This window comes from Thermanaerosceptrum fracticalcis (assembly GCF_000746025.2).
Taxonomy (GTDB): Bacteria; Bacillota; Peptococcia; order DRI-13; family DRI-13; genus Thermanaerosceptrum; species Thermanaerosceptrum fracticalcis.
In genome coordinates, this window is sequence record NZ_CP045798.1 from 58,285 (window position 1) to 84,357 (window position 26,073).

Annotated in this window: 29 protein-coding genes, 1 pseudogene and 1 riboswitch; of the genes and pseudogenes, 21 read left to right on the forward strand and 9 right to left on the reverse strand. The window is 45.8% G+C overall.

The window, feature by feature from the left end; genetic code table 11:
* The first annotated feature begins 342 nt into the window (after positions 1-342).
* The 8 genes from BR63_RS00345 to BR63_RS00380 all read left to right on the forward strand — a co-directional run bounded on the left by BR63_RS00345 (position 343) and on the right by BR63_RS00380 (position 7,050).
* Positions 343-660, forward strand: coding sequence for a NapC/NirT family cytochrome c (locus BR63_RS00345; protein WP_051966101.1), 318 nt, complete (start codon positions 343-345; stop codon positions 658-660).
* A complete protein-coding gene (locus BR63_RS00350) occupies positions 657-1,631 on the forward strand; it encodes an ammonia-forming cytochrome c nitrite reductase subunit c552 (protein WP_051966103.1) in 975 nt (324 codons plus the stop codon). Before BR63_RS00345 ends, BR63_RS00350 begins: the two co-directional genes overlap by 4 nt.
* Positions 1,632-1,750: 119 nt before the next feature.
* Positions 1,751-3,436: a sigma 54-interacting transcriptional regulator gene (locus tag BR63_RS00355; protein ID WP_034424533.1), complete on the forward strand. Its 1,686-nt coding sequence runs from the start codon at positions 1,751-1,753 to the stop codon at positions 3,434-3,436.
* A gap of 247 nt (positions 3,437-3,683) precedes the next feature.
* Positions 3,684-4,001: a (2Fe-2S)-binding protein gene (locus BR63_RS00360; protein ID WP_034424536.1), complete on the forward strand. Its 318-nt coding sequence runs from the start codon at positions 3,684-3,686 to the stop codon at positions 3,999-4,001.
* Complete coding sequence (locus tag BR63_RS00365; RefSeq protein WP_034424539.1) at positions 3,998-5,095, forward strand: NAD(P)/FAD-dependent oxidoreductase; 1,098 nt, start codon at positions 3,998-4,000, stop codon at positions 5,093-5,095. The genes BR63_RS00360 and BR63_RS00365 overlap by 4 nt, the downstream gene beginning before the upstream one ends.
* Positions 5,092-5,601, forward strand: coding sequence for a 4Fe-4S binding protein (locus tag BR63_RS00370; protein WP_034424541.1), 510 nt, complete (start codon positions 5,092-5,094; stop codon positions 5,599-5,601). Before BR63_RS00365 ends, BR63_RS00370 begins: the two co-directional genes overlap by 4 nt.
* 1 nt (position 5,602) lies before the next feature.
* A complete protein-coding gene (locus tag BR63_RS00375; protein WP_034424544.1) occupies positions 5,603-5,878 on the forward strand; it encodes a (2Fe-2S)-binding protein in 276 nt (91 codons plus the stop codon).
* Positions 5,875-7,050, forward strand: coding sequence for an NAD(P)/FAD-dependent oxidoreductase (locus tag BR63_RS00380; RefSeq protein WP_034424546.1), 1,176 nt, complete (start codon positions 5,875-5,877; stop codon positions 7,048-7,050). The genes BR63_RS00375 and BR63_RS00380 overlap by 4 nt, the downstream gene beginning before the upstream one ends.
* Positions 7,051-7,131: 81 nt before the next feature.
* Here the strand turns inward: BR63_RS00380 and BR63_RS00385 are convergent, their stop codons facing one another.
* Complete coding sequence (locus tag BR63_RS00385) at positions 7,132-7,461, reverse strand: hypothetical protein (protein ID WP_034424548.1); 330 nt, start codon at positions 7,459-7,461, stop codon at positions 7,132-7,134.
* A gap of 248 nt (positions 7,462-7,709) precedes the next feature.
* Between BR63_RS00385 and BR63_RS00390 the strand changes: the two genes are divergently transcribed.
* From BR63_RS00390 to BR63_RS00405, 4 genes are all read left to right on the forward strand, one after another.
* Positions 7,710-8,384 (forward strand): response regulator transcription factor, encoded by a 675-nt coding sequence (locus tag BR63_RS00390; protein WP_034424550.1) that lies wholly within the window; start codon positions 7,710-7,712, stop codon positions 8,382-8,384.
* Positions 8,385-8,395: 11 nt separating this feature from the next.
* Entirely contained in the window at positions 8,396-9,835 is a 1,440-nt protein-coding gene (locus BR63_RS00395; RefSeq protein ID WP_034424552.1) for a sensor histidine kinase, read from the forward strand.
* 98 nt (positions 9,836-9,933) lie between these two features.
* Entirely contained in the window at positions 9,934-11,106 is a 1,173-nt protein-coding gene (locus tag BR63_RS00400) for a Do family serine endopeptidase (RefSeq protein ID WP_034424553.1), read from the forward strand.
* A 155-nt stretch (positions 11,107-11,261) separates the two neighbouring features.
* Positions 11,262-11,954 (forward strand): geranylgeranylglyceryl/heptaprenylglyceryl phosphate synthase, encoded by a 693-nt coding sequence (locus BR63_RS00405; RefSeq protein WP_034424554.1) that lies wholly within the window; start codon positions 11,262-11,264, stop codon positions 11,952-11,954.
* A 151-nt stretch (positions 11,955-12,105) separates the two neighbouring features.
* Here BR63_RS00405 and tmk read toward each other — a convergent pair whose 3' ends face one another.
* The gene (gene tmk / locus BR63_RS00410; protein WP_051966105.1) at positions 12,106-12,753 is read right to left on the reverse strand and encodes a dTMP kinase; all 648 of its coding nucleotides are present in this window, start codon (positions 12,751-12,753) and stop codon (positions 12,106-12,108) included.
* A gap of 207 nt (positions 12,754-12,960) precedes the next feature.
* Between tmk and BR63_RS00415 the strand changes: the two genes are divergently transcribed.
* The 7 genes from BR63_RS00415 to cysK all read left to right on the forward strand — a co-directional run bounded on the left by BR63_RS00415 (position 12,961) and on the right by cysK (position 18,743).
* Entirely contained in the window at positions 12,961-13,461 is a 501-nt protein-coding gene (locus BR63_RS00415) for a YhcN/YlaJ family sporulation lipoprotein (protein WP_051966108.1), read from the forward strand.
* A 273-nt stretch (positions 13,462-13,734) separates the two neighbouring features.
* Positions 13,735-13,857 (forward strand): hypothetical protein, encoded by a 123-nt coding sequence (locus BR63_RS19700; RefSeq protein WP_276568935.1) that lies wholly within the window; start codon positions 13,735-13,737, stop codon positions 13,855-13,857.
* A gap of 92 nt (positions 13,858-13,949) precedes the next feature.
* Positions 13,950-14,083, forward strand: a riboswitch (cyclic di-AMP (ydaO/yuaA leader).
* A 107-nt stretch (positions 14,084-14,190) separates the two neighbouring features.
* Entirely contained in the window at positions 14,191-14,814 is a 624-nt protein-coding gene (locus tag BR63_RS00420; RefSeq protein WP_034424555.1) for a hypothetical protein, read from the forward strand.
* 9 nt (positions 14,815-14,823) lie between these two features.
* Positions 14,824-16,203, forward strand: coding sequence for a TrkH family potassium uptake protein (locus BR63_RS00425; protein ID WP_081908266.1), 1,380 nt, complete (start codon positions 14,824-14,826; stop codon positions 16,201-16,203).
* Between the two features lie 11 nt (positions 16,204-16,214).
* A complete protein-coding gene (locus BR63_RS00430; protein WP_034424557.1) occupies positions 16,215-16,862 on the forward strand; it encodes a potassium channel family protein in 648 nt (215 codons plus the stop codon).
* A 488-nt stretch (positions 16,863-17,350) separates the two neighbouring features.
* Positions 17,351-17,710 carry a hypothetical protein gene (locus tag BR63_RS00435; protein ID WP_034424560.1) on the forward strand — a complete coding sequence of 120 codons (360 nt, stop codon included), beginning with the start codon at positions 17,351-17,353 and terminating at the stop codon, positions 17,708-17,710.
* A gap of 112 nt (positions 17,711-17,822) precedes the next feature.
* Positions 17,823-18,743 (forward strand): cysteine synthase A, encoded by a 921-nt coding sequence (gene cysK, locus BR63_RS00440; protein WP_034424562.1) that lies wholly within the window; start codon positions 17,823-17,825, stop codon positions 18,741-18,743.
* Between the two features lie 119 nt (positions 18,744-18,862).
* Here cysK and BR63_RS00445 read toward each other — a convergent pair whose 3' ends face one another.
* Together BR63_RS00445 and BR63_RS00450 are read right to left on the reverse strand one after the other, a co-directional pair.
* Positions 18,863-19,630, reverse strand: coding sequence for a formate dehydrogenase subunit gamma (locus BR63_RS00445; RefSeq protein ID WP_034424564.1), 768 nt, complete (start codon positions 19,628-19,630; stop codon positions 18,863-18,865).
* Positions 19,631-19,702: 72 nt separating this feature from the next.
* Positions 19,703-20,581 (reverse strand): cytochrome c3 family protein, encoded by an 879-nt coding sequence (locus BR63_RS00450; RefSeq protein WP_034424566.1) that lies wholly within the window; start codon positions 20,579-20,581, stop codon positions 19,703-19,705.
* 303 nt (positions 20,582-20,884) lie between these two features.
* Between BR63_RS00450 and BR63_RS00455 the strand changes: the two genes are divergently transcribed.
* Positions 20,885-22,018, forward strand: a complete 1,134-nt coding sequence (locus BR63_RS00455; protein WP_034424568.1) for a cytochrome c biogenesis ResB family protein — start codon at positions 20,885-20,887, stop codon at positions 22,016-22,018.
* A gap of 13 nt (positions 22,019-22,031) precedes the next feature.
* A complete protein-coding gene (gene ccsB, locus BR63_RS00460; protein ID WP_207724743.1) occupies positions 22,032-22,841 on the forward strand; it encodes a c-type cytochrome biogenesis protein CcsB in 810 nt (269 codons plus the stop codon).
* Between the two features lie 58 nt (positions 22,842-22,899).
* On the opposite strand, the gene BR63_RS00465 is transcribed toward ccsB, so the two are convergent.
* The 5 genes and pseudogenes from BR63_RS00465 to BR63_RS00485 all read right to left on the reverse strand — a co-directional run bounded on the left by BR63_RS00465 (position 22,900) and on the right by BR63_RS00485 (position 26,004).
* Entirely contained in the window at positions 22,900-23,217 is a 318-nt protein-coding gene (locus BR63_RS00465) for an ArsR/SmtB family transcription factor (protein ID WP_243270040.1), read from the reverse strand.
* 229 nt (positions 23,218-23,446) lie between these two features.
* A complete protein-coding gene (locus BR63_RS00470) occupies positions 23,447-23,941 on the reverse strand; it encodes a rhodanese-like domain-containing protein (RefSeq protein ID WP_051965975.1) in 495 nt (164 codons plus the stop codon).
* A gap of 53 nt (positions 23,942-23,994) precedes the next feature.
* Positions 23,995-25,023 (reverse strand): multiheme c-type cytochrome, encoded by a 1,029-nt coding sequence (locus BR63_RS00475; protein ID WP_034423718.1) that lies wholly within the window; start codon positions 25,021-25,023, stop codon positions 23,995-23,997.
* 57 nt (positions 25,024-25,080) lie between these two features.
* Positions 25,081-25,338: a hypothetical protein gene (locus tag BR63_RS00480; protein ID WP_034423716.1), complete on the reverse strand. Its 258-nt coding sequence runs from the start codon at positions 25,336-25,338 to the stop codon at positions 25,081-25,083.
* A 179-nt stretch (positions 25,339-25,517) separates the two neighbouring features.
* Positions 25,518-26,004 (reverse strand): annotated as a pseudogene (locus BR63_RS00485) (FumA C-terminus/TtdB family hydratase beta subunit).
* Between the last annotated feature and the right edge of the window lie 69 nt (positions 26,005-26,073).

Genomic DNA, 26,073 nt, shown 5'->3' on the forward strand with positions numbered 1-26,073 from the left:
TTTCAGAAAGAAGTCGTCACGTTCGTCGAATAAAAAATGGATTATAGGAGTAAAATGCGGCTTAATCTTGGAAATGCTGCAACTGGGGAAAAAGGGAAATTAACGCAAGGGAAGAGGTACTATCAGCAATGCTGGACAGTACCTCTTTAAAATTATTTCACCATCGAAAGGGGCGTAACAGCCGGTAAAGCTAAAATCTCGTTCCGCGGTGGGATATTTTGCTTGCAGTTCTAATAAAAATTCTTGCTATAACCATAATTCCTCTGGTTTTTCTTCTTCCTGTTTTAGTTTTTGCATAAATTTGGTCTATATTACCGTGCTAAGTATTGGAGCCAATTAACGGTGCGCCTTACGGACAGTGGGGAATTTTGCGCCTCCTGTCATGTCATGCAGCCTGTTTATCAAGTGTGGAAACATTCGGCCCACAGCCCAGTGGCCAATTGTAATACCTGTCATGTACCGCATAACTTGGTGCTGAAGCCCTTATATAAAGCTAAGTCAGGGATGTGGGATTCTTATGTTTTTTTTACCGGGCAAACGCCGCTGGTGCTGGAGGCTAAAAAAAACACAAAAAGAATCGTCAAAGAGAACTGTTTAGAATGTCATGGCACTTTGCTGCGCAATGTCAATATGGAAGGACGGGAGTGTATTGAGATGTGACGAAAACAGGGAGAAAACCGGCCTTTGCCGTCTGCCTCACCTGTAAGAGTACTCAGGTACCTCAGACTATAGTTAATATGGGAGATGCTTATTACAGCGCACCTTTTAAAGAAGTGGCAGCTACCATGACCGAGAGTATCGGATGCAGCGACTGCCATAATCCCGCCGATATGAGCCTGAGAATCACCCGCCCCGCCTTGCGGGAGGCTTTCCAGCGCATGGGTAAGGATATCGACAAGGTCTCCCACCAGGAAATGCGCACCCTGGTGTGTGCCCAGTGCCATGTGGAATACTATTTTGAAAAGGATACGAAAAAACTGAGATTCCCCTGGGATAAAGGAACTGACCCGGAGCAGGTCTATGCCTACTCCCAGGAAATCGGTTTTAGTGATTGGACCCATGCCGATACAGGTAACGCCATGGTGAAGGCCCAGCATCCCGATTATGAGATGTCTATGGGCGGCGTTCACCAGACAGCGGGTCTTTCCTGTGCCGATTGCCATATGCCCTTTATCGTGGAGGGTAATGTTAAATATACCTCCCACTGGATGACTTCACCCTTAAAACATATGGAAGAGGCCTGTACCGTCTGCCACCGCAGGGGTGTGGAAGAACTGAAAGCCCGGGTCTTTTATACCCAGGACCGGGTGAAAGAGGCTTTGGACAGGGCGGGCTGGGCCAATGCCAAGGTTATCAAGGCCTTAGTGGCAGCAAAGAATAATCCCCGTGCGGATCAGGCTAAGCTCCAGCGGGCCATGGCCCTGCAAAGAGAAGCCCAGTGGTACTGGGATTGGGTCAGTGCCGCCAATGACATGGGCTTCCATAACCCCCAAAAGGCCCTCAGTACTTTAAGCAAATCCATCGACCTGGCCCAGGAAGCCTATGCGAAAGTGGCCGAGGCTTTAGGTGTCCCGGAGCCCCAGCTTTCCCGGGAAGAGGCTAAGGAAAGGCCTGCGCCACAAAATCAATAAGGATGATGTCAAGCCTCAAGCATTGCCTTGGGGCTTTATTTCTGGTAGTTTTCTTGTAGAGGTGTTTTAATGAATGTATCATTATAAATAGATTAAGGAACAAGAATAGTGGTGGAAAGATGGATCATATCAATGTCGTTATTATTGGTGCGGGCCAAGGGGGAACATCTATTTTAAATGTTCTCCTCATGCTGGATAAGGTACATGTTTTAGGAATAGCGGATATCAACAGCCAGGCTCCCGGTATGAAATTAGCCAGGGCAAAAGGAATCTTTACTACTGAGGATTTAACCCAACTTCTTAATTTTGAAGATGTGGACGTGATTATCGAGGCTACCAATGCACCTGAGATACGGAGCAAGATCCGGCACCTAAAGGATAATCATTCTGCACTGATGGAAGCCCAGGCAGCCCACCTCATGATGAATCTGGTCAGCGAACAGGAAAAACTTCTAAAGGTCAAAGAACTGCAAGAACAGTTGGCGGCTATTTTGAACGCAGCCCAGGAGGGTGTCCAGGTGGCCGATGCCAATGGACAGATTCTTTATATCAATAAATCATTTACGGATATTACTGGCGTAACCAGCGAGGAGCGTATTGGGAAAAATGTTTTTGACGTGTCACCTGAAGGGGCATTGGCAGAGGTATTGTGTACCAAGGCTCCCGTTTTTGGTAAACTTAATAAAATTGAAGACACGAATATCGAGGTCCTGTCCAACGCTTCTCCCATTTTGGTGGATGACCAAATGGTAGGGGCAGTGGTGGTCTTTCGTGACATTTCAGATATAAAGCGAATGGCGGAAAGACTGGAGGAAAGTAAGGAAGTCATTAAAACCTTAAAAGAAGGAATACACCAGTTAGCCTCTGCCAAATATACTTTTAATGACCTGATCGGGAAAGATCCCCAATTTCTCCAGAGTATCAAAATGGCCCGCCAGGCTGCGCGGAATGCGGCAACCGTTTTAATAACGGGTGAAAGCGGTACAGGTAAAGAATTGTTTGCTCACGCTATACACAACCATGGACCACGGGCAGACGGCCCTTTTATTAAAGTTAACTGTGCGGCTATTCCCGAAAATCTCCTGGAAAGTGAATTGTTTGGTTACGAAAAAGGGGCTTTTACCGGTGCTTTAAAGACAAAAATGGGAAAATTTGAATTAGCTCACGGAGGGACAATTTTTCTCGACGAGATTGGCGATATGAATATTGCCCTGCAGGCTAAGCTTTTAAGGGTTTTACAAGAAAAAGAAGTGGAGAGATTAGGCAGCAATCACACCCGTAAAATTGACGTGAGGATCATTGCCGCTACCAATCATGATTTACAAAAACATGTGGAAAAAGAGATGTTTCGCCAGGATCTTTATTACCGGTTGAATGTACTTCATATCCATATTCCTCCATTACGTAAGAGAAAAGAGGATATCCCCCTTTTAGTACAGTACATTATGCAAAACCTGAATAAAAGCCTGGGCAGAAATTGTGTTTTGGATCCTGACGCCCTGGCCATGCTTTCTCAATATAATTGGCCGGGAAATATCAGGGAATTAGAGAACCTCCTGGAAAGGGTCATCATTTTGTCAGAAAGCCAGGTGATTAGCCCGGAATTGGTGCAAACCCACTTAAAACCGTCTAAGATTGCGGAAGGTGATGAAATTATACCCTTGGAAGAACTGGAAAAACAGATGATTTACCGGGCTCTGGCTAAATACGGCAGGAGCCTGGCGGGCAAAAAGGAAGCTGCGGCTAAACTTAAAATCTCTTTAGCTACCCTTTATAATAAGCTAGAGAAATACGAGAAATTATAAAAACTAGAATATAATACTAAATCTTAGAAAGTGGAAAAATAAAGGTTTAAGAGCCGGGATTGAAATTTCCCGGCTATTTTATTCTAAAAATTATAAGTCTAATCATTCCGTGGAATTTTGTTGAACTCGCTATAGCTTGTTATCAGCGGTTTTTCAGTATTAACGTACTATGGCACAGAAATTGCATACATTAAGAATACATAAAGAAAAAACATCGACTTTATACCTTGAGACAGGAGGTCATGCTATGCGGATTGACAAACACCCTATCTTGGGTGATGACACAAGAGCCAGTGATGCGGTTATCATGGTAGACGGTAAAAAAATACCTGCCAAGGAAGGCGAACCCATCGCTGCTGCCCTTTTAGCTGCTGGGATCCGAAAATTTCGCGTTACTCCCAAAGACGGTAACCCGCGAGGGATTTTTTGCGGGATAGGCCGGTGTACGGATTGTATTATGACGGTAGATGGACAGCCTAATGTACGTACCTGCGTTACCCCCGTCCGGAACGGTATGGTGATTGAAAGCCAAAAAGGCCTCGGGAAATGGGGGGATGAGGAATGAGAAAAACTCAGACTGTAGTTATTGGAGCGGGTCCTGCCGGCTTGGCCGCTGCCATCGAAGTAGCAAAAGCCGGGGGAAAAGTCACTTTAATCGATGAGAATACTAAACCTGGCGGGCAATTATTTAAACAGATTCATAAATTCTTTGGTTCCCGTGAGCATCTGGCCGGAATCAGGGGCTATAATATCGGAAAACAACTGCTTTCTGATACGGAAAAACTAGGTGTAGAAGTTTTGCTCAATTCGCCGGTATTTGCCATTTATCCTGACATGACCATTAGTTATTTAAGCCAGGGGCGAGAACAATGCCTCCAGGCCGAAAAAATAATTTTAGCCACCGGTGCTACGGAGAATGCCTTGGCTTTCCCGGGCAGTACTTTACCGGGTGTGATGGGAGCTGGGGCAGCCCAAACCATGATTAATGTTCATCGTGTTTTGCCTGGGAAAAGGGTGCTCATGGTGGGTTCGGGAAACGTGGGACTGATTGTTTCTTATCAGTTAATGCAGGCCGGCGCCAAAGTAGTAAGTCTGATTGAAGCGGCGCCGCAAATCGGCGGTTATGGCGTTCATGCTGCGAAGATTCGCCGGGCCGGTGTACCTATTTATGTATCACACACGGTGAAGAGAGTTATAGGCAATGACCAGGTTGAAGCTGTGGAAATCGTAGAACTTGATATCAAATGGCAGCCTGTACCGGGAAGTGAAAAATTGCTGGATGTTGATACAGTGTGTATTGCTGTAGGCTTGAGTCCTTTAACGGAATTGGCCTGGTTGCTGGGGTGTGAGTTTGCCTTTGTTCCCCGTTTAGGCGGCCACGTTCCCAAACATGACCGAAACATGGAGACAACGGTTCCCGGTTTATACGTGGCGGGAGATATTACCGGTGTGGAGGAAGCCAGTTCGGCTATGGAAGAAGGACGTTTAGCCGGTATTGCCTGTGCCGAGTCCCTGGGGCTATATAGTCCAGAAGAGGCTGCCAAATTAAAACAGGAGGTTTGGGACCGTCTCAATACTTTAAGAACAGGTCCTTTCGGTGAAGGCAGAAGGCAGGCTAAAGACGAACTGCTAAAAATTTCCGGGGAGGGACAAGCGTGAATAAAGGCGTAAAATTTACCGGAATTCCTTCAGAAGAAGAACTTCTCAGTATCCCGGGAAGACCCGGTGAGGAAAGACTGGAAAAAGGCCCTGTGGCTTTCATTGAGTGTGTACAGGAGATTCCCTGTAATCCCTGTGAAAAGGCCTGTCCTTTTGGGGCTATCACCGTGGGGCAGCCCATTACCAACCTGCCTGCTCTCGATGCTGATAAATGTACGGGCTGTGGAATTTGTATTCCCTCCTGTCCCGGGCTGGCTATTTTTAAGATTCATAAAAATTATACGGATACTACGGCTCTGGTAGAGTTCCCCTATGAATATTACCCATTACCCAGGGAAGGGGAGAATGTTTTCTGTGGAGACCGGGCCGGAAAATTCATAACACAGGGTAAAGTGGTTAAAGTCAAAAACCCCAAAGCCTATGACGGGACCTCCGTTATCACGGTGGAAATTCCCAAAGCATACTGCCTGGAGGTTTGCACCATTTGCCGGGAGGAGGATTGTTAAGATGTCAGATGCTACTGATAAAGTATATATCTGCCGCTGTGAAGAGGTTACCAAAGAGGAGATAGAGCAGGCCATCCGGGAGGGGGCTACAACGCTGACCGGCATCAAAAAACGTACCCATGCCGGCATGGGGCTGTGCCAGGGCCGTACCTGCCGTAAACTGATCAGCGGCATGCTGGCGGGAAAAAAGGAACCGGCAGAGATTATTCCTCCCACCTCGCGTCCCCCCGTGCGGACAGCTAAGATCAGTGAATTTGTGGAGGAGGATGAAGTATGACCAGGAAAGCCGATGTGGTGGTAATCGGTGGGGGCGTTATCGGCACTGCTGTTGCCTATTACCTCTCTAAAAGGGGTAAAAAAGTTATGGTGACGGAGAGATATGACCATGCTTCCGGGGCCTCGGGGTCTTGTGACCAGATGATTATTCTCCAGTCTAAAAACCCGGGAATCCACCTGAAACTGGCCTTAGCCAGTGGGGAAATGTATCAGACCCTGGCCCGGGAGCTGGAATATGATATCGAATACCACAACCGGGGTGGGATGATCCTGATTGAGAATGAGTCGGAATTAAAAATCATGGAAGATTTCGTAGCAAGGCAAAAGCAAATCGGACTCCAGGTGGAAATTCTGGAGAGAAAGGATGCTGCCAAATTACAGAGAGGTTTGGCTGAGCATTTAGTGGGCTCTACCTACAGCCCCCAGGATGCCCATGTGAATTCCATCCGCTTGAACCTGGGCTTTGCCCGGGCTGCAACAAAATTAGGAGCGGAGATTCTGCTGGAGACGGAAGTTACAGGTATTATCCTTAAAGGAGACCAGGTAGAGGGAGTGGAGACTACCCAAGGTCCTATTCATGCACCCGTAGTCATCAACGCCGCAGGGGCCTGGGCTCCCCAGATCGGCAGGATGGTGGGGTTAGATATACCCATTAAACCGCGCCGCGGCCAGATCATCATTACTGAGCCCGTGCCGCCCTATGTTACAGGGGATGTTCTTTCGGCCCAGTATATTGTGGCCAAATATAACCCTGACCTCATTAAAAACTCCGAAAGCCGAGCCATCCAGCTGGGCGTGGGCCTGGCCCTGAGCCAGACAGAAAAGGGCAATATCTTAATCGGGGCCACCAGGGAATTCGTGGGTTATGATGTGAAGACCACCCGGGAAGGGATTAAAGAAATCCTGAAAAATGCCACCCGGCTGGTTCCCGGTCTCAAAGAGATTAATTTTATTCGTACCATGGGAGGGCTGAGACCTTATACACCAGATGGGCTCCCCCTTTTAGGTCCTGTGAAAGGATTAGAAGGCTTTATCATGGCCGCCGGCCATGAGGGTGATGGGATTGCCCTCGCTCCAGTTACAGGTAAGATTATTGCCGATTTAGTCATGGATGGTAAAACCTTTATGGATGTGGAAGCCCTGAATCCTAACAGGTTTGCCCCTGGGTCGTAAACAAATATTGTACTGTACATGGCACACAAAAACCCGATCCCTTGTGGGGGACCGGGTTTTTATATTCAATTTTCACCAGACTTAGTCCTGGATAATCTCTACCGCACCTGACTGCTCCATCATTTCCCGAACCCTGGTAGCATCATGTTTGGGAAGCTCTACGGCTACGATAATCCCATCCCTGCCTTTAAGACCTTTGATACTGTCGCCGAAAGTTCCCACTTTACTTAAGCTTTCAAGCTCGGTTTTTATGAGGGGCATTTCTTCTGCAGCATCTTCTATGCTCTTAAATTCCTGTTCTTCCCCAAGGTCACTAATGATCATGTCTTTGCGGTCAAATCCGCTGTTTCGAAGGGAATCTACAAGAAACCCTACTTGCTCCTTATTAGGAAATCTCGCTATTAAACGCATATACCCACCTCCACACCTTATTATAACCGTATAACCGTAAAACTATCTCCTAACTCTCAGCTGAGTTAAGTTGAGGTGCCTGGCACCTCAACTAATTAACAATAAATTAACAATTGGTGTTCAAAGAAAATACAATGGGCATATGTGCGAAGGTGTAAGGAACTATGGGGGCCTGTTGGACTGGCAATTTTAAAATTCCATATGGTAGAATAGGGCTGACACAATGGATGGGGAGGTAACTACAGGAGATGGAGGCTAAAAAAATTGTCGTCGTTGATGACGACCCCAAGATCAGGGCCATGCTCATGCGCAGCCTCACATATGCGGGGTATGAGGTAGCTGCCGCCGAAGATGGAATCCAGGGCTGGGATGTGGTGATGAAAGAAAAACCTCACGTCATAATCCTGGACATTATGCTTCCTGGGTTGGATGGCTATGAGTTATGCCAGCGTTTAAAGGAAGTCATCGATACACCTATTCTCATGCTGACGGCCAGGGATGAGGTTAAGGACCGGGTGAAAGGCCTGGACTGCGGGGCCGATGATTACTTGGTTAAGCCCTTTGCCCTGGAGGAACTGTTAGCACGGGTGCGGGTCCTTTTACGCAGGTATCGTGCTAAAGAGGAGGCTGTGTTGGAATTCAAGGATTTAAAAGTAAATATGGCTACGCGCCAGGTCTGGCGTGACAAGCGTCCCATCACGCTTTCGGCTAAAGAATTTGATCTTTTAGCCCTGTTTATTACCCATCCCCGCCAGGTCTTAACAAGGGAAAAATTGATGGATACGGTGTGGGGTTTGGATTTTGAAGGAGAATCCAACGTCCTGGAAGTGTATATCGGCTATTTACGGCACAAGCTGGAAGAGGCAGGGGAGACCCGCCTGATCCATACGGTAAGAGGTGTGGGATACGTCTTAAAAGAGTAGGAGGAAACACTATGCCCATTCGCTGGCGCTTGACCCTCTGGTATACGGGCATTTTACTGGCTGTACTGGTTGTTTTGGGGAGTGCTGTCTATTTTTTACTAGAGCGCTCTTTAATGGCAGAAATAGACCGTTATCTTGAAGCTAAAGCCACTGAAGTCGTTAAATCAACAAAAGTGGTAGGCACATTGCCTTTCTTTCTAAGACAGGTGGTCCTGCCTGATGTGGAGGTCTTTGCGGCCCCTGATGTTTATCTCCAGGTAGTGGCCCTCAAGGGGGAAATCGCCGTACGTTCCAAAAATCTGGGGAATTATTCCCTGCCCGTGGATGAAAAAGCCGTACAGGAAATGCTGAAAAAGGGAACTGCTTTCCAAACCTTCAGTGTAGGAGAAGAGAAATTTAAAATGATTCTCAAACCGCTGATTGTAGAAAGGGAAATCGTTGGTTTTTTACAGGTGGCCAGGCCCCTCAAGTCATTGACACTGGCTTTAGGCCGTTTGAAGAATATTCTTGTATTTGGTGGATTCATCTCTGTGCTTTTGGCTTTGGCCTTGGGTTGGTTTATGTCAGGGAAAGCGCTGAGCCCCATTGGCCACCTGACCCGGGAAGCTAAAACTATTGGAGAAAATAGAGCTTTTCACAGCAGGGTGAAATATGTAGGACCCAGGGATGAGCTGGGGGAACTGGCTTTAACCTTTAATAAGATGCTGGAGAATTTGGAGGAGGCCTACCGTCTTCTGGAAGAATCTTTACAGACCCAGAAAAGGTTTGTGGCCGATGCTTCCCATGAGTTAAGAACACCCCTTACCTCTATCCAGGGAAATGTTGATTTTCTTCTTCAGCTTTCTCACGAGAGTCCGGAGTTGCAAAAGGAAGTTCTTCTTGATATTTCTGCCGAGACAAAAAGGCTCTCCCGTCTGGTGAAAGACCTTTTGACTTTAGCCAGGGCTGATTCGGGCTTGAGTTTAAATCTGCAGGAAATGGAATTAAAGCCTGTCCTGGAAGAGGTAACCCGCCAGGCCCGTTTCTTGGGTAAAAACCACCATTTCCGGATAGAGATGGAAGAGGCCGGAGATGTGGTGCTGAAAGCTGATGTGGATTATTTTAAACAACTGCTGTTCATTTTTTTGGATAATGCCTTTAAATATACCCAGCCTGGCAAGAATGTTACATTAATTGTAAAACGGCAGGAAGACAGGGTTGAACTCTTATTTGCCGATGAGGGACCGGGCATACCCCAAGAGGATTTGCCCCATATCTTTGACCGGTTTTACCGTGCGGGCAAAGCCCGCTCCGGCGGGGGTACAGGTTTGGGTTTGGCCATTGCCCGCTGGATTGCTGTAGAACACGGAGCTGAAATAAGTGTGGAGAGTACGGTAGGACAGGGAAGTATATTTAGAATTTCTTTTCCCATTTTCAGGAAAAGCAATACCGCTGTTGGCCGAAAGGTATGAAATGCTTTTGTTTTTCTCAGGTTATTTTAAGGTTTTGCCTGTATTTTTAACCTTGTAGAGCTCACAAGTACTATTCAGGTTAAGGAGGGAGACATTACATGAATCGCTTAAGGGTTAACAAATTACTTGTGATTTACACATTAATCGTTTTCCTGGGAGGTATTTTTACGGCCGGCTTCTGGCTTACAGTAAAGGGCTATGATTTGCCCTGGAGCAGTGTTCGACCAGCCTTAGCCCAAGATACGTCTTCCCAGGTTGCTACAGCGGCTTCCTTTTTCAGCCCTGATACCATTCAGCAGATTGTGGAAAAAACCGGACCGGCGGTGGTGAAAATCGAGACTCTTGCCAAGAGCAGGAGCCGCTCTGTTGACCCCTTTTTCGATGATCCTTTTTTCCGGGAGTTTTTTGGCTACAATTTCAGGGTTAATCCCCAGCCCCAATCCCAGGTGAGGAGCGGGCTTGGCTCCGGCTTCATCATCTCCAAGGATGGCTACATCCTTACCAATAACCACGTGGTAGAAGGGGCAGAGGAAATAAAAGTGTACTTAACCAGCCGCCAGGAACCCTATCCTGGAAAAATTGTAGGGGCCGATCCTGAACTGGACCTGGCTGTGGTCAAAATTGAAGCGGGAAACGACCTGCCCATCCTTGAATTTGGTGATGTGAATAAAATGAAAGTAGGCAACTGGGTCATTGCCATTGGTAACCCTTATGGGCTTGATCATACAGTGACCGTAGGTGTGATCAGCGCCAAAGGCAGGCCAGTTAACATAGATGGGAGGGAGTTTAAGGATCTTATCCAAACCGATGCCTCCATTAACCCGGGGAACAGTGGAGGCCCCCTCTTAAACCTAAACGGCGAAGTGGTGGGGATTAATACAGCCATTAATGCTAATGCTCAGGGTATCGGCTTTGCCATCCCCAGTTCTACTGTACAGCAAGTGCTGGACCAGCTCCTGGAAAAGGGCAAGGTTGTGCGGCCCTGGTTAGGGGTCTACCTGCAGCCTGTTACTGAAGAAATTGCCAAATATTTCGGGCTCAAAAAGGTGGATGGGGTCTTGATCAGCGCCGTACAGGAGGGTTCACCTGCCGAGAAGGCAGGCCTTATGAGAGGGGATATCATCCTGGAGTTTAGCGGGAAACACATCTCCAAACCGGAAGACCTCCAGCAGGCGGTGAAGGAAGCTAAAATAGGCGAGAAGGTGATTGTACTTATCCACCGGAATGGTAAAACGGCTTACATGAGTGTGACCATTGAAGAAAGGAAGTAGACGCAAGCCGGGCTTGCGTCTACTTCCTTTCTTTTGCTATATTTTCTTTAGTATTCGTTCTCATCAGTGGATCTTAGGGAGGCGAGTTTTTCACGTAAGTATAATGTGTTAATATAAAAAAGTGATAGAGAGATTTTAAATAATATGGAGGATTTATGCCGAAGGCTTTTGCTTGGTCTAAATGGCGAACTATAGCCAAATTAGATCCTGAAAAAACACTGGAAAATACCAAACTCCACAGGCTTGTAAAAAGCCCGGTCCTCGATGCCATCGTAGTGGGGGGGACACAGGGTATAACTTATACTAATACTTCGCAGCTCATAAAACAAATCAAAGAGGCGGGTTACCGGGGGCCTTTGCTGCAGGAGGTGTCTTCTTTGGAAAGTATCACGCCGGAAGCCGATTACTACTTTATTCCCCTGGTGCTGAATGCCGGAAATTTGGAATGGATGAGAGACGCCCATTTAAGGGCTTTAAAATCTTTTGGGCATCTCATTGACTGGTCAAGGGTGGCGGTAGAGGGTTACCTGGTGTTTAACCCCTATTCGGCCGTGGCTGAATTGACGTCGGCCGTTGTTCCTGAGAAGGAGGATGTCCTAGCCTACCTTGACTATGCAGAAAATATCCTGCATCTCCCTATATTCTATATAGAGTTCAGCGGTAGCTTCGCTGATATGGAGCTGCTGGAGGCTGTGGGCCAGAGACGGAGAAGGATTCATCTAGTTTATGGAGGAGGCGTCCGGCAGGCCCGGCAGGTTGCCCAGGTTCTACAATACGTCGATACCGTCGTGATTGGGAATGGCCTGTATGAGGGCAATGATATTTTAAAAGATGTATTTCAATGTTAATAACAATTGAAGCCTGGATACACAAGTCCAGGCTTTTTTCGTAATTTAAGAAAGCATATAACTATCTTAAATTAGGTGTTTGGGACGCAGTCTCACTGCCAACTACGAACTGCGAACTTTAGAGGTTAGAAGTTAAGTCATGTAGCATGTTCTATGTAAATAGTTTTTTTACGGCTTCCTGTATTTCGGCGAAGACATCCTTTTTATCCCTTAAGGCATTCACAATCAAGATATTTTCGCCTTCAGCCTGCAGTTTACCCGCAATTTCCAGGTAGTTCCGGCTGATTTGTGTAAGATAATCTTCTCTTTCATAGAGTTCCTCGTGAAAACGGGCCCGGCTTCTCCGTTCTATAGATTCACTGATGGGCAGTTGCAAGAGGATTGTGAGGTCTGGTTTGATACAGTAGGCGTTGATCTGGCGCAGCCAGGCCAGGTCTACCTGCAGAGACTGGTAGGCAAAAGAAGACAGGTAATAGCGGTCTGAAATGACGTTTATTCCCTTTTCCAGTTTGGCGACAATTCCGCTGTTCTGTTCATTTTCTCCCGTGCAGTAAAGATGATCCATGCGGTCCGCAGCAAAGAGGAGGGCCATCATTCTTTCATCCAAAGGCTTAAGCCTTTTGGCCAGAGCCAGTCGAATCTGCCCGCCTGCGGGGCCATCTGTTGGTTCTTTTGTAAAAAAAGTCCGGCCGTAGATAGCTTCGTTTTCCTCTAACCAGGTCCTTAAGAGGCTGGTTTGGGTAGTAATGCCTGACCCGTCTACGCCTTCCAATACTATGAATTTACCTTTTTTTGTCATAAGCGTTTCGCTCCTCCGGCTGTTAGTAAAACGTAATGCAAATACAGTGATAGATTGCTCTTTAAACATATTCTTGCTCATTGAGATATTTTCCTTTAATTCTTGGTAAAATTCTGTTTAATTATGGTATTCCTTCGGAGTTACATAATTTGTTGCTCTTTGCGAAAACTAAAGAAAACATCAAATAAAATAATTAGGAGTGATGATATGCAACTGATTAACAGGAAATGGGCAGTACTCTTTTTAGTGTTCACTTTACTGTTTACTATCATAACCGCGTCAGCCTGTGCGCCGCAGCGGAGACCGGCTCCTACGCCGCCTGCTCCGGCACCTGCACCTGCCCCTGCACCCCAAACTCCACCCCAGCGGGCTGACGAAAATGCCAAGGCTGACATGCTGGCTAAAAAGATTGCCGATATGCAAAACATTAACTCCGCTACTGTCGTTATTTCCGGGAACCAGGCCTGGGTTGGTGTAGATTTACATGCCAATGTCAAAGGACAGCTAAGTAATCAAATGAAAAATGACATAACGAATGTGGTGAAAAATGAAGTACCAAATATCCAGACCGTTTACGTTACCGCCGATGCCGACACTGTTACCCGCCTGAGAGACATTGCCCGGGATATAGCTGCCGGCAGGCCTGTGTCCGGTTTTATTAATGAATTGACGGAAATTGGCCGGAGGATTACGCCATCCGCTAAATAACAATGAAAAGACATGAAAAAGCTCCCACTCCTGTGACTTGGGGGCTTTTCGTTTTCTAAAGACAGTGATTAAGGGTGATAAAGAACGAGAAACAGACGTTCAAGGTGCTAGATTGGTATAGCAGGTTTTAGTTACATTGTTTATATCTTCCGGACAAAATTTAATCGTTGAATTATACAAGAAAAGTATTATGCTAATAATTGTGGCTTTAAGGAGAAGTGTACAAGACGAATTTAAAGCTTAAATCCAGGGGAGGAAAGGTGGGGCACCGGTATGTTAGACTTAAGTCTGGCCGAATTAATCACAGTTGTAGTATTGCCCTTGGCAACTTACATCTATTTGGTCAGAAATAAATATTCCTCGGCAGGGAACAAGCACCATATCAGATTTATCTAAGAGAGTCCAAACTTATCGAAAAATAACTATGTCAGAGATCAAGCCAGCCAACGCTGTACAAACTGTACGAATCGTTATATAATGCAGTAAATAGCGAATACGCGCTGAATTCCCACGGGAAACGGGGGACCCACAGTTTTGGGGTGAATCCTACTACGGTAGGTAGGGCTAAACTCTTTCGGCCCGAATCCGTCAGCTAACCTCGTAAGCGTTGGAGGAGATAAAAGTAGTGAGAAGTGTGCCTTTAGGTACGCTTATCTTTGCTTGAATCAATCCTCCAGGCTTTTCATAAAGCCTGGTTTTTCTTTTCATTGAAACAAGGAGATGACAAGTGTGAACAGGGACTTATTGGTCAAGACGTTAAAGCTGCATGTGGAAACAGCCCATTCTCTTAAGGAACTTTCCCGTCATAATATTAATTTTCAAATTTGGCAGGAGAAAACCAGGGAAACCCTGGAAAGGGCCTTTGGCCCCCAGGGGGAGATGGTAAAAAGATTTAACTCCATTAAATATCACCTACCGCCAAAACTCCACGATGATGAAAGCCATGACTTAGCGGAGATTCGCCAGGCCTACTTGTCAGGTCTGGACAAGGCTATTACCATCCTAATGGATAGTATAAAAGTGTTGAGTGACGGTGTTGATGTTCAGTTACATCCCAACTGTTCCCTCCATTGTGACACTAATGGGGAGCTGGATTTGAAGCTTCATCTTTCTTTCCAGGATATTGTCAACTATGTGGATCAGACTAATCTCCCAAAGATTGAACAAAAGGAGATTAAAGAGGAATTACAACAAATATACGACCTTTTAAGCAAGAAGAAACTGGATCAAGACAAGGTGAAACTGCATAAAAGTAAACTTGTCGGCATTCTCAACAGTATGGTGGGTAAAACCGGTGGTATCTTTCTTCTCTATCAGCTTCTTGAAATTTTAGAAACCCTTATTGTTATGTAGGTAAGTATTATGGAAAACATTATTCTAAATAATTACTCTCAAGAAAAGAAACCACAACGAAAAGGGGAATTTCTGACGCCATCGCGTATTTTGGTCCTGGGCTTTGCGTTACTTATTCTCATAGGGGCTCTGCTTTTAACCTTGCCCGTAGCAACGTTGAACGGGCAGGGTTTAAACTTTCTTGACGCTCTCTTTACAGCTACTTCCGCTGTATGTGTAACAGGCCTGGTGGTGGTTGATACAGGAACATATTTCACTACCTTTGGTCAGGTCGTGATACTTCTTTTAATCCAGGTGGGGGGCTTAGGTTTTATGACCTTCGCCACCCTCTTCGCGATTATTTTGGGACGCAAGATTACCCTAAAAGAGCGCCTTCTCCTGCAGGAAGCCTTAAACCAGGTTTCCCTGGAAGGAATAGTTCGCCTGGCTAAATATGTTATCCAGATTTCCTTTGTTATTGAGGTTTTAGGCGCCCTGATTTTGACCATGCGCTGGTCTACAGACCTGGGCTGGGGGAAGGCTTTGTACTTTGGCGTATTTCATGCTATTTCCGCCTTTAATAACGCGGGATTTGACCTCTTTGGCAATTTTTCCAGCCTGACCCGTTACCAGGGCGATATTACCACTAATCTTACCATTATGTTCTTGATTATCACGGGTGGGATCGGCTTTGCTGTTCTTTCGGATGCTTATGTGAACAGGGGACGTAAATTTACCCTGCATTCCCGGGCTGTGCTCAAAGTATCGGGAGTTTTGATTCTTTTAGGTGCTTTGTTCATCTTTGCTTTGGAGTACACCAATCCTAAAACCCTGGGAAGCCTGGATCCGGTTGCTAAAGTACTTGCTTCTTTCTTCCAGTCGGTAACGCCCAGGACTGCCGGCTTTAATACCGTGAACCTTCCCGATTTACGGGATACCACCGTATTAGTTATTATCGTGCTGATGTTCATTGGGGCTTCACCCGGCTCAACGGGTGGCGGCATTAAAACTACTACTCTACTGGCCATCATCCTCTCGGTATCCAGTACTTTCAAAGGATACTGTCACGTTACCCTGGAAGAGCGCACTCTGCCCAAGGATATTATCCAAAAGGCGGTAGCCATGACTTTCACGGCTATGTTATTAGTCTTGACTGTTACCGGGTTACTTACCATTACGGAAGAAGCTGATGTCCTAACCCTCCTCTTTGAAGTCACCTCCGCCTTTGGTACAGTTGGGCTTTCCCTGGGTATTACTCCTAATTTGTCTTCTTTGGGCAGGTTAGCCATTATCTTTACGATGTTCTGCGGACGGGTAGGACCTTTGACCCTGGCCTTTGCTTTGGCTCAGAAAAGAGCCTTGGTCATGAACCAGATTAAATATCCAGAAGAAAGAATCATTATAGGTTAGGAGGATATATTATGCGTAAACAGTTTGCCGTTATTGGTCTAGGCCGTTTTGGCACCAGTGTGGCCAAAACGCTAAGTGCTCTGGGCCACGATGTGCTGGCCATCGATAGCTCCGAAAGTGCTGTGCAGGCGGTAGTTCATGACGTAACCCACGCTGTACAGGCAGATGCCCGGGACGAGGAAACCCTGAAAGCTCTGGGAATTCGTAATTTTGATGTAGCCGTGGTGGCCATTGGTCATGAACTGGAGGCCAATATTTTGATCACCGTGATGCTGAAAGAGATGGGTGTAAAATATGTGGTGGCTAAAGCCCAAACTGCTTTACACGGTAAAGTCCTGGAAAGAATAGGTGCTGATAAAATTATTTATCCCGAGAAAGATATGGGCATCCGCCTGGCTCACAATCTGGTCACCTCTAATGTTATGGACTTTATCGAACTTTCACCGGGATACAGTATTGTAGAAATCATTGCCCCCTTCGCCTATACCAATAAAACACTGGGAGAGTTAAATTTAAGGGCCAGATTTGGGATCAGCGTCATGGCCATTAAGAAGAAAGATAATATTATTGTTGGCCCGGGAGCTGATGCCCTGATTGAAGAGGATGACACCTTAGTACTTCTTAGCAAAAACGACGCTCTGGCCAAACTGCCGGAATGAAGATAGTTAGAAGGGAAGGTTGTGTGTAGCACAGCCTTCCCTTTTGTTAATTTTTGTTAATTTCCTTGCCGATACAAATACTAAAGCAGAAGTGGTATGAATGAATGGTTAGGATATAGGAGTGCATGATATTGGGAAAAGTATAAGCAGGGTAATCCACTGGCCAAGGTAGTTGATGTACTGGAAAGACAAGTATTAAAAAGTGAAAGAAAGGAAAAATCTCAGAACGAAGGATAGATTAGTGGCCGGTAGTTTGGCCGGAGTTATTAGCGCGCTTATCCAGGAACTGTACGCCATAATTTTAACAACCCTGGAGTTTTCTGATAGAACTTTTGGAGATTTAGCTTGTATCCTTATCAGCCAAAAATATCAGACTCTATAATAAGCTCATAAAAAAATTGATGCACTGATGAAATTTACAGAAACGCTGCAAGCAAACAATATGGTAAAATAAAAATAGGCAAGTGGTGGATAGGAGGAGATAGAGAATGTTCATTTATCATGCTGGGATTATCACTTTAGCTATTGCTCTTGTTTTGCTTGCAGTTTCCTCTCTTACCGGTGGTTTAACCCTATACACCGGTTTGGCTTTCGGCCTAATCGTCTTCATTGCCTCGGTCATTGGTTTGTATGAGTATACACGGCGCCTGGCCCGGGAAGAATTGTTCAGTTTTCTTTATAATAACAGGGATTCTTTTAAACACCCCGAGCTGGTGGCCGAATTACGCAAAGAATTGATGGCCGCAGCTAAGAACAAAGATAAAAAGCAATATGAGGAAACCATGAAAAAAATTTGGTGCCTCAATGATCCCAAGATTTTTGCCTTCCTGGTGAACGAAGGCTACTAGGAATAACCCCGGTAACCGGGGTTTTATTTTTTTCCCCCTTTTCCTAAAGCCATTCTTATGATAAAATACAACTAATCATACAGAAATAGTCGGAAATAGGAGGAATAAAAAAATGATTCATAATGATATTACCAGTCTCATTGGGAAAACCCCCCTTGTCCGTTTAAACAAGGTAACGGAGGGAATGGGGGCTGAAGTACTGGCCAAAGTGGAATATTTTAATCCCGGAGGCAGTATTAAAGACAGGATCGCCCTTAATATGATCACTCAAGCGGAAAAAGAGGGACGTATCAACAGCGATACAGTGTTAATCGAGCCTACCAGCGGTAATACCGGGGTAGGACTGGCCATGGTGGCCGCAGCCAAAGGTTTAAAACTGATTTTAACCATGCCGGAAACCATGAGCATGGAAAGGCGCAGGCTTTTAAAAGCCTATGGCGCAGAACTTGTTTTAACTCCCGGTCCTTTGGGGATGAAAGGGGCTATTGAAAAAGCCCGGGAACTGGCGGAGCAAAATCCCAATTCTTTAATCCTGCAGCAGTTTGAGAATCCGGCTAACCCGGAAATCCACCGGTTAACGACAGCACAGGAGATTTTGGAAGACACCCAGGGCAAACTTGATATTTTTGTGGCCGGTGTAGGTACGGGAGGTACAATCACCGGAGTGGCAAGTGTGATTAAAGAGAAACTTCCTCACGTTCAGTTTGTAGCCGTGGAACCTGCGGACTCACCGGTATTAAGCGGTGGCAACCCGGGGCCTCATAAAATTCAGGGCATCGGTGCCGGTTTCGTTCCTCAGGTTTTAGATACTGCGCTCATCGACCAGATTATTACTGTAAAAACCGGTGATGCTTATGAAACAGCCAGGGAATTGGCCAGGAAAGAAGGACTCCTGGTGGGGATTTCTTCTGGGGCTGCTGCTTTTGCTGCCCTGCAGTTAGCGAAAGACCCTGCCAATAGTGGTAAGAGAATTGTGGTAGTGCTGCCCGATACGGGTGAAAGATACCTCTCTACTGAACTGTTTGAAAGTTAAAGAAAACTTGGCTTGTACCGAGCCAAAGGCGAAGATAGAAGCCTTAGTTGCACTTATGCCCGTGGTATAAAAGGAAAACCCCAGTCGAAAGACTGGGGTTTTAAATTATCTGCTGGCTCCTACGTAACAGCAGTTTTACCGGAAGCAGAACTCTGCTCTAATTCCTTGACCCACTCGGGGTGATGGGCTTTGGCCCATTCCCTGGCTACCTTACCATGCAGCAGGACTTGGAAAGTACCGGGGTTTGCGGCGGTACCCAGGTAAGCGTGGCCGAGTACGGCGGCAAAAAGTATAAGGGCGGAAAGACCGTGGATGAGGGCAGCGACCATAGCTATATTAATATGATAGTTTTGGGGGAAAACGAGGATATAACCGGAAACGATAATAAAAATACTTAGGGTTGCACTTAACCAGAAAAAGACCTTCTGCCCGGCATTGAGTTTCCCGGCAGGGAGGTGCATTTCTTTTTTGGTGAGATAGCCCCCCATATACTTAAACCACTCCAGATCATATTTCTTAAAGAGGGAAGCTTTAAAGTACATAACAATACTGATAATACTGCTCACAGTAAAAATGATGCCCAGGGCTATATGGAATTTGAGAGCCCACTGGTAACTCAGGCCCAGGTTATTAACCTTAAAGGTGGCAAAAGCTATGCCGGTGAGGGCCAGGAGTACGCAGCTGACCATACGGAAAAAATGAGCAAACCGTTCCAAAAGAGTCATACGGATTATTTCCGGCGGGAGTTTAGCCAGTTTCTTGCCGTGGGGACCGATGATGAAATAATGAGCGGCCGCGCCCAGTACTACTCCGGAAATAGCCAGTGCAAAGAGAATACCGATAAAGTCTATGTAATAATTAATGAGGGTTACCAGTAAAGAATTCATGTTGTTCCCTCCCCTTAGAATGTAACCAAAACCCTCTAAGACCAAGAGGGGTATGGGGGATAAAAAATTGTGTTAGTGAGTTTTTAATACAGCATGATGGGGGTCGGAATTGCCGCTTTCATGACAGGATTCACAGCTAAGAGTATCTTCTTTGAACATCAGCCCCCGGGCATTGCCGTGGGGATTGTGACATTCCAGGCATGACTGTTTGGGTGTGAGATTAGCCGGTTTTTCACCGCCGGCATGACATATGTAGCAGGAATCTTCATTAACGGCAATGGCTGCAGGACTGCCTGTAGCAGCATGAACACTTCCCGGACCATGACAGGTTTCACAGCTCATACCACCAGTGAGTTTGTTGGAACCGGGAGCCTGCAAAGCCTGGGCGGCCAATCCCGGGCTATGGCAGGTGGCGCAGTCTCCGTAATTTCGGACTCCCCAATCTTTTGTACCATTTTTATCGTAATCTTTTTCGATAGCCGGGGTTAATTTCCAGGCATTGTTCTCTTGGGCCAGGTCGGCAATACGGTATAAGCCCAGCCTATCACTTGTAAATCCTGTACCAGGCTTAAGTGAAGCTACAAGATGCCGGTCGGCCATAATACCGTTAATCTCTGGCTGGGTTAAGGTAATATCCAATTTTACAGGCTTATTCTTATTGCCATCATCATAAACGGTAATGGTTTGATTTAAATTGAGACCGGGATAATGGGCGGCTGCTTTGAATAAAGCGGCATGAGTGGTTTTATTAAATGAGTCCATAATTGTACTGCCGTGACAGGATGTACAGGTCTGTGAGCCCACATAGGCAGCTTGACTAATATCGATAGGCTCAGCCTGTATGGTGCTGTTATTTGGAGCAGGAGACAGGGGCTTTGGGCTGGAACAAGCCGCTGACAGGACAAAAACGGCAAAAACTAGTATAAATAAAGCCTTCGAATGTTTTTTCACTCCCTTTCATACCTCCCTTGCACTTTAATTTACAAAAGATTCCTACATACTAAAATATTAGCTTATGGTAAACATAAGTGTCAATAATATAACTGAATATTAAAATGAAACAAAAACGTAATATTAGAATAAAATAATTTTTCTCCCAAAACAGCAGGAATTTATAGGATAAAAAGCAAATATACACTAAGTTATAGATTGAACATGCGAAAAGAAAGGGGAAAGGCCACACTAGGGTGGGTGAATTATGGTTAAAATTTACAATAAAAGTAAACACACAAAATTCCAGGGATGTGAGAGAATATGCTGAAATTCTTTTCTTCGATGAAAGCGGGTTTAATCATTATGGGGCTCATTATCATAGCATCCATTGCGGGAACGCTCCAGCCCCAATCTACCATATATAAATCCTTTTGGTTTAATGGTTTGCTCTTGCTTTTGACTATTAATCTGACTGTGTGTACTTTCCGGCGTATACCGGGTTTGCTGGAAAAAATCAAGGGTTTTTCTCCGGAAGAAAAGGAAGAGTTCCCCGTGGAAGAAGGAATTAAGGTAGAAAGTTCGCGAGACAGGGAAGCCAAAATCCTGGAGGCTTTAAGAAATAAGGGTTATAAAGTAAACCTTATGACCCAAAAAGACTACAGTTGCATCATAGCCCGCAAAGGTATTTTGTACCTGATTGCTCCCCATTTGCTGCATATTTCGCTGATTGTTATTTTTTTGGGGGCTTTGATCGGTTCCACAGGTGAATCAATCAATGTGGGCGGCTATGTGGGTGATGTTACCCCTATCCCGGAGAAGGTGGCCAAAACTCACCTTCTTCTTAAAATCAAGGATTTCCAGACTGTGTATGACAAGGATAAAACTGTTGATAACTGGGAATCAGCCATCGCCCTGCTGGCAGGTGAAAGCATCGTGGCCGAGGGGACAACAAAAGTAAATCATCCCTTTAAATATAAAGGGATGACCTTTTACCAGAGCGGGTATGGCTATAACCATCTGATAGAAGTGCAGGGAGAAGCGGAAGGTAAGCACATCATTCCCCTCAATAAGGTGTTGTCCCTGGCGGGGAGGATGTTTAAGATAGAGAAAGCTCCGGGGATGGGTTATGTGTTAAAGGTTTACGAGAACCATACCAAGTATGACACTTATGAATTGAAAGAAGGGACCGTCATTAATTTCCCCAACGCTACTATTTTGAAATACCTGGGGGAGAAACCCTATACGGTACTGAAGGTGAAGACAGACCCCGGAACCCCTGTGGTCATGAGCGGATTCTTCCTAATGACCCTGGCTTCTTTTCTTTTCTGGACCGGAAGCTACCGCGAGATTAAAATAGGGTTTAATCACACAAAACAATTGGCAAAATTCCAGGTAATCTGCCGGAATAAAAGCGTGCAGGAGAAACTGCACCAAGAAATGACTGCTTTATTATAAAGGGGGTTCGTTTGTGGAAACCACATTACTCTATTTACTGACCACTTCCGGGGTTTTCTTTTTAGCCGCAGCCATCTTTTATATCCTTAATTTTTTCAACCATTCGGAGGCCAAGGCACAAGTAGCATCAGGTGCATCTTCAATAGGTTTTTTAGGTACTACGGCGGCCCTTGTTGTTTATACCATAGGGGTGGGGAGAGTTCCCCTGGCCAGTATGTTTGAGTTCGGGCTCTTTTTCTTATGGAGTATTGTAGGAATTCACCTGTTCATCGAATATAAATATAAACTGAAGCAATTAGGGGTTATCGTTCTTCCCATGGTTTTTTCTATGACTCTATGGCTTTTAATGATTGAGAAGGGGTCCAGGCCCTTGATGCCGGCCCTGCGTAGCAACTGGCTGTACTTTCACGTTTTCACCGCTATCATGGCTTATGGGGCTTTTGCCGTATCTTTTGCCGTAGCTCTTCTTTACCTCATTAAGGAGGGGGCAGGCGGGAATTTTGCCAGGAACTTACCTCAGCTGGAAGTCCTTGATAATTTAACCCACAAGATTATCATGGTAGGGATGCCCTTTTTAACACTCTGCATTGTAACGGGCGCTGTTTGGGCTGAATATGCCTGGGGGAGTTACTGGAGCTGGGATCCCAAGGAAACCTGGTCCTTAATAACCTGGTTTGTTTATGCCGTTTATCTTCACGCTCGCTTCGTGGCTAACTGGAAAGGGAAGAAAGCCATCTACCTGGCTATAGGCGGGTTCTTAGCTGTACTTTTTACCTTCTTCGGGGTAAACCTGCTGCTTCCCGGCCTGCACAGCTATAAATAAGAAATGTAGATAAAAAGAAAAAACGCAAGCTGGATGCATGCGGTTTTTAAAAAGAAAATTATTCGTTTGGCAATAACTCCGGTATTAATCCTTTGACAACGGTAATGGCATCATTATCAATAACACTATAGGTAATTTCCGTGCCGCTTCTTCTACCCTCAATAATACCGGAAGCTTTTAACTTCCCAAGGTGCTGGGAAATAGTGGACTGAGGTAATGAGAGACAGCTTTGCATCTTTGTAACGTTACAGCCGCCTGTCTCTAAGAGGTTTCGTACAATACACAAACGGACGGGATGGGCTAGAGCCTTGAGTATTTCAGCTTTAGATTCCAGGATTTTCTTTTGTTTTTCTGTCATTGTCATTGTTTCGGACATATAATATACCCCTCACAAGGATTGTTCTTATTATTACAATGTCATAATATACTATAATAACTAATAGTGCAACTTTTATATGAAAAAATTCCGGCAATTAGAATAATATTGTGTGAATGAAAAGAGCTGTACAAAGTCTTGCACAGCTCTTTTTTACCAGGTCGTTTATTACGAACAGGAAACTATATTCGTCCTTAATGTATCAGTTTAAACATTGTTAAAGGCTTTTTTATTTCTCTACAGGATACTTTTCAGCTTCCCAGGAAGGGAATCCACCTTTGAGGGAAACGGCATTCAGGCCCAGGACCCTTAAAGCGCCTACAGTTTGACCGGCGGTTTGACCGCTGTAGCAGACCACTACGATTTGCTTCCCCTTAGGGAGTTTATCCAGGTTTTCCCCGACTTTGGCAAAACCGATGTTGGTAGAGCCGGCAATACGGCCTTTAGCGAAGTCCTCGGGTTTTCTGATATCGAGGATAAATACGCTGCCGGCCTGGGCATCCATGGTTTCCTTCAACTGTTTGGGTTCGATAATGTTATTGCTTTTAGCAATGTCTGCAAAATATCTTACTACGGCTTCTTTAACGATGGCGTTTTTATCCACCGGTGCAGGGGCAGGAGCCGGTGCGGGAGCAGGAGCGGGAGCAGGCTTAGAACCGCCGCAGCCCACCAGGCTGAGGGCTAATACCAGTACTAAAACAATCGCAGTTAACCGTTTGAACATGAATAATTCCTCCTCTTTCTTTTCATTATGATTTGGTAACCACCGCCAGGTGGTTACTTATCCACCAGGAGTTTTTCATTAGCCTTGCTGTCACTGGGTCTAAGGTCTTCCTTAGTGAGGTAGAGTCCTTTGGTAGAATGGCAGGTCTCACAGTCGCTGTTTTGTGGTGTAAACCTTTGGATGTTGTGCGTAGGGGAAAGCTTCCAGTTGGGAATCTCATCAAAGTTGGGCAGAGCGTTTTTCCCCAGGGCGTCAAAACTGTTCTTGATGGTGGGGATATGTCTTACCGTAATGTATTTTTCCGGGTGTAACTTGTCGGGAGCAGGGTTTTTGCCGATCTTGAACATCAGTTTGACTTCCGAGTGACTGGCCAGTTTACCGTCTTCCTTTACATTAATATGACATTCAAAGCAGTTATTGGTAGCACTGGAATGGCAGACCTGACAGCTTAAAGTGTTTTCCGGATGGGCTTTATGGGCTTCGATTTTACTCTCGGGACCATATGTATCTTTGTGACAGTCCAGGCAATCAGGCAGATCCTCTTTCAACATCATCTCGGTAGCTTCCGGTTTGCTGCCGTGGAAGTTGGTAGCAGGATGACAGTCTATACAGGTCAGGCCTTTCTGGTAATGAACGTCAGCAGTGATTCCGACAGTACCGGTATACTCGGCACCGTTTCTCGTACTATGACACAAGACACAGTTCTTTTCCATATCAGGCATCACAAACTGGTGTTGGGCCAAAAGGCCGCCGCTCTGGGCTTTGGGTCTGCTGACATGACAATCGCCGCAGGAGACATGACAGGTGGAGCAGTTCCCGGCAAAGGCCTCTTTCAAAGCACCGTCTTCATTAAGAATTCCTTCGTGAGAAAACTCCTCCAGTGATTTAACGAAACCTGTTTGTTTAAAGTGTAAGGAATCTTTAAAAGTGTCGGCAATCTCTTGATGGCATTCGGCGCACACACCGCCGCCAACAGTGTCGCTGGGGTCTTTTACAAGGTCTTTATGCGCCAGGGTCATATCCGCCGAGTTTTGCCCGCCGTGGCAGGTCCGGCAGTCCAGATTGCCATGTTTGGTATCCATAAAGCCAGGGGAAACCAGTGATCTCTCAGTCCCGCTGAGAGGAGGGGGCGGAGCACCTCAGCCACCTGTGGCTTCCTTAGGTCCCTCGGGCTTGGCTGCTAATTTTTCAATAGTCTCGGGATTCGTGTGACACTGGATACACTGGTCCGAGGGTTTTTGCTGGCTTAAGAGGCTGCTGTTCATGGCAAGCTTCTTAGCCTGCGGGGCGGCGGGCAGTGTGAATACGGCACTTTGTTTGACACCTTGGGGGTTACCGCAGCCGAAAGTGAAAATTAACACAAAACTGAGCAATAAAACTATTGCACGTTTTTTCAACAATTCACCCCCTTTCCTTATGGTGCCGATAAGGGCAATTTATATTACATCATTATTATATTTTGTTTTTAAGATAATGAAAAGGAGTATTTTTCATTTTATTGGAAAAAATAATAACCTCACCCGGCCGGGTGAGGTTTGAAAAACCAGATACTCTTATAATATTTTATCATTGACAGTTATTCAGCTAAACGGTAAACTTCCACACCGATTTTATACTGGTCAGTTCCTTCCGCGTCTAAACCACAATACAGGGAAAATCCTCAACTTCCAGGCGGTAAATAGCATCAGGCCCCAATTCCGGGGAAGCTACTACATCGGCTTTTTTACGGAACGGGCTATGGTAGCGCCGTCTCCGCCAATAGCGGCAAAATATACGGCACCGTATTTTTTCATGGCTTCTACCACCTGAGGGCTGCGGGGACCTTTACCGACCATACCATTTAACCCTTTTTCAACCAGGAGAGGGGCATAGGCATCCATGCGCCCGCTGGTGGTGGGTCCGCAGGAACCTATAGCCTATCCGGGCCTGGCGGGACAGGGCCCCACATAGTAGATAATCTGGTCCGTTAACTCTACCGGCAGGGGTTGGCCTTCCTGCAGGGTTTTGGCCAGATATTTATGGGCTGCATCACGTCCTGTGTAGATAACTCCGGTAATAGTCACACGATCTCCGGCTTTTTAATCCTGTACCTGCTCAGGTGTTAAAGGAGTAGTTGTTTTTACCTGTCCCAT

Bases quoted from the DNA above. Each gene is read 5' to 3' on its own strand.
- BR63_RS00355 (WP_034424533.1), top strand. From the start codon at position 1,751: ATGGATCATATCAATGTCGTTATTATTGGTGCGGGCCAAGGGGGAACA.
- BR63_RS00360 (WP_034424536.1), top strand. From the start codon at position 3,684: ATGCGGATTGACAAACACCCTATCTTGGGTGATGACACAAGAGCCAGT.
- BR63_RS00365 (WP_034424539.1), top strand. From the start codon at position 3,998: ATGAGAAAAACTCAGACTGTAGTTATTGGAGCGGGTCCTGCCGGCTTG.
- BR63_RS00375 (WP_034424544.1), top strand. From the start codon at position 5,603: ATGTCAGATGCTACTGATAAAGTATATATCTGCCGCTGTGAAGAGGTT.
- BR63_RS00380 (WP_034424546.1), top strand. From the start codon at position 5,875: ATGACCAGGAAAGCCGATGTGGTGGTAATCGGTGGGGGCGTTATCGGC.
- BR63_RS00385 (WP_034424548.1), bottom strand. From the start codon at position 7,461: ATGCGTTTAATAGCGAGATTTCCTAATAAGGAGCAAGTAGGGTTTCTT.
- BR63_RS00390 (WP_034424550.1), top strand. From the start codon at position 7,710: ATGGAGGCTAAAAAAATTGTCGTCGTTGATGACGACCCCAAGATCAGG.
- BR63_RS00395 (WP_034424552.1), top strand. From the start codon at position 8,396: ATGCCCATTCGCTGGCGCTTGACCCTCTGGTATACGGGCATTTTACTG.
- BR63_RS00400 (WP_034424553.1), top strand. From the start codon at position 9,934: ATGAATCGCTTAAGGGTTAACAAATTACTTGTGATTTACACATTAATC.
- BR63_RS00405 (WP_034424554.1), top strand. From the start codon at position 11,262: ATGCCGAAGGCTTTTGCTTGGTCTAAATGGCGAACTATAGCCAAATTA.
- tmk (WP_051966105.1), bottom strand. From the start codon at position 12,753: ATGACAAAAAAAGGTAAATTCATAGTATTGGAAGGCGTAGACGGGTCA.
- BR63_RS00415 (WP_051966108.1), top strand. From the start codon at position 12,961: ATGCAACTGATTAACAGGAAATGGGCAGTACTCTTTTTAGTGTTCACT.
- BR63_RS19700 (WP_276568935.1), top strand. From the start codon at position 13,735: ATGTTAGACTTAAGTCTGGCCGAATTAATCACAGTTGTAGTATTGCCC.
- BR63_RS00425 (WP_081908266.1), top strand. From the start codon at position 14,824: ATGGAAAACATTATTCTAAATAATTACTCTCAAGAAAAGAAACCACAA.
- BR63_RS00430 (WP_034424557.1), top strand. From the start codon at position 16,215: ATGCGTAAACAGTTTGCCGTTATTGGTCTAGGCCGTTTTGGCACCAGT.
- BR63_RS00435 (WP_034424560.1), top strand. From the start codon at position 17,351: ATGTTCATTTATCATGCTGGGATTATCACTTTAGCTATTGCTCTTGTT.
- cysK (WP_034424562.1), top strand. From the start codon at position 17,823: ATGATTCATAATGATATTACCAGTCTCATTGGGAAAACCCCCCTTGTC.
- BR63_RS00445 (WP_034424564.1), bottom strand. From the start codon at position 19,630: ATGAATTCTTTACTGGTAACCCTCATTAATTATTACATAGACTTTATC.
- BR63_RS00455 (WP_034424568.1), top strand. From the start codon at position 20,885: ATGCTGAAATTCTTTTCTTCGATGAAAGCGGGTTTAATCATTATGGGG.
- BR63_RS00465 (WP_243270040.1), bottom strand. From the start codon at position 23,217: ATGTCCGAAACAATGACAATGACAGAAAAACAAAAGAAAATCCTGGAA.
- BR63_RS00470 (WP_051965975.1), bottom strand. From the start codon at position 23,941: ATGTTCAAACGGTTAACTGCGATTGTTTTAGTACTGGTATTAGCCCTC.
- BR63_RS00475 (WP_034423718.1), bottom strand. From the start codon at position 25,023: ATGGATACCAAACATGGCAATCTGGACTGCCGGACCTGCCACGGCGGG.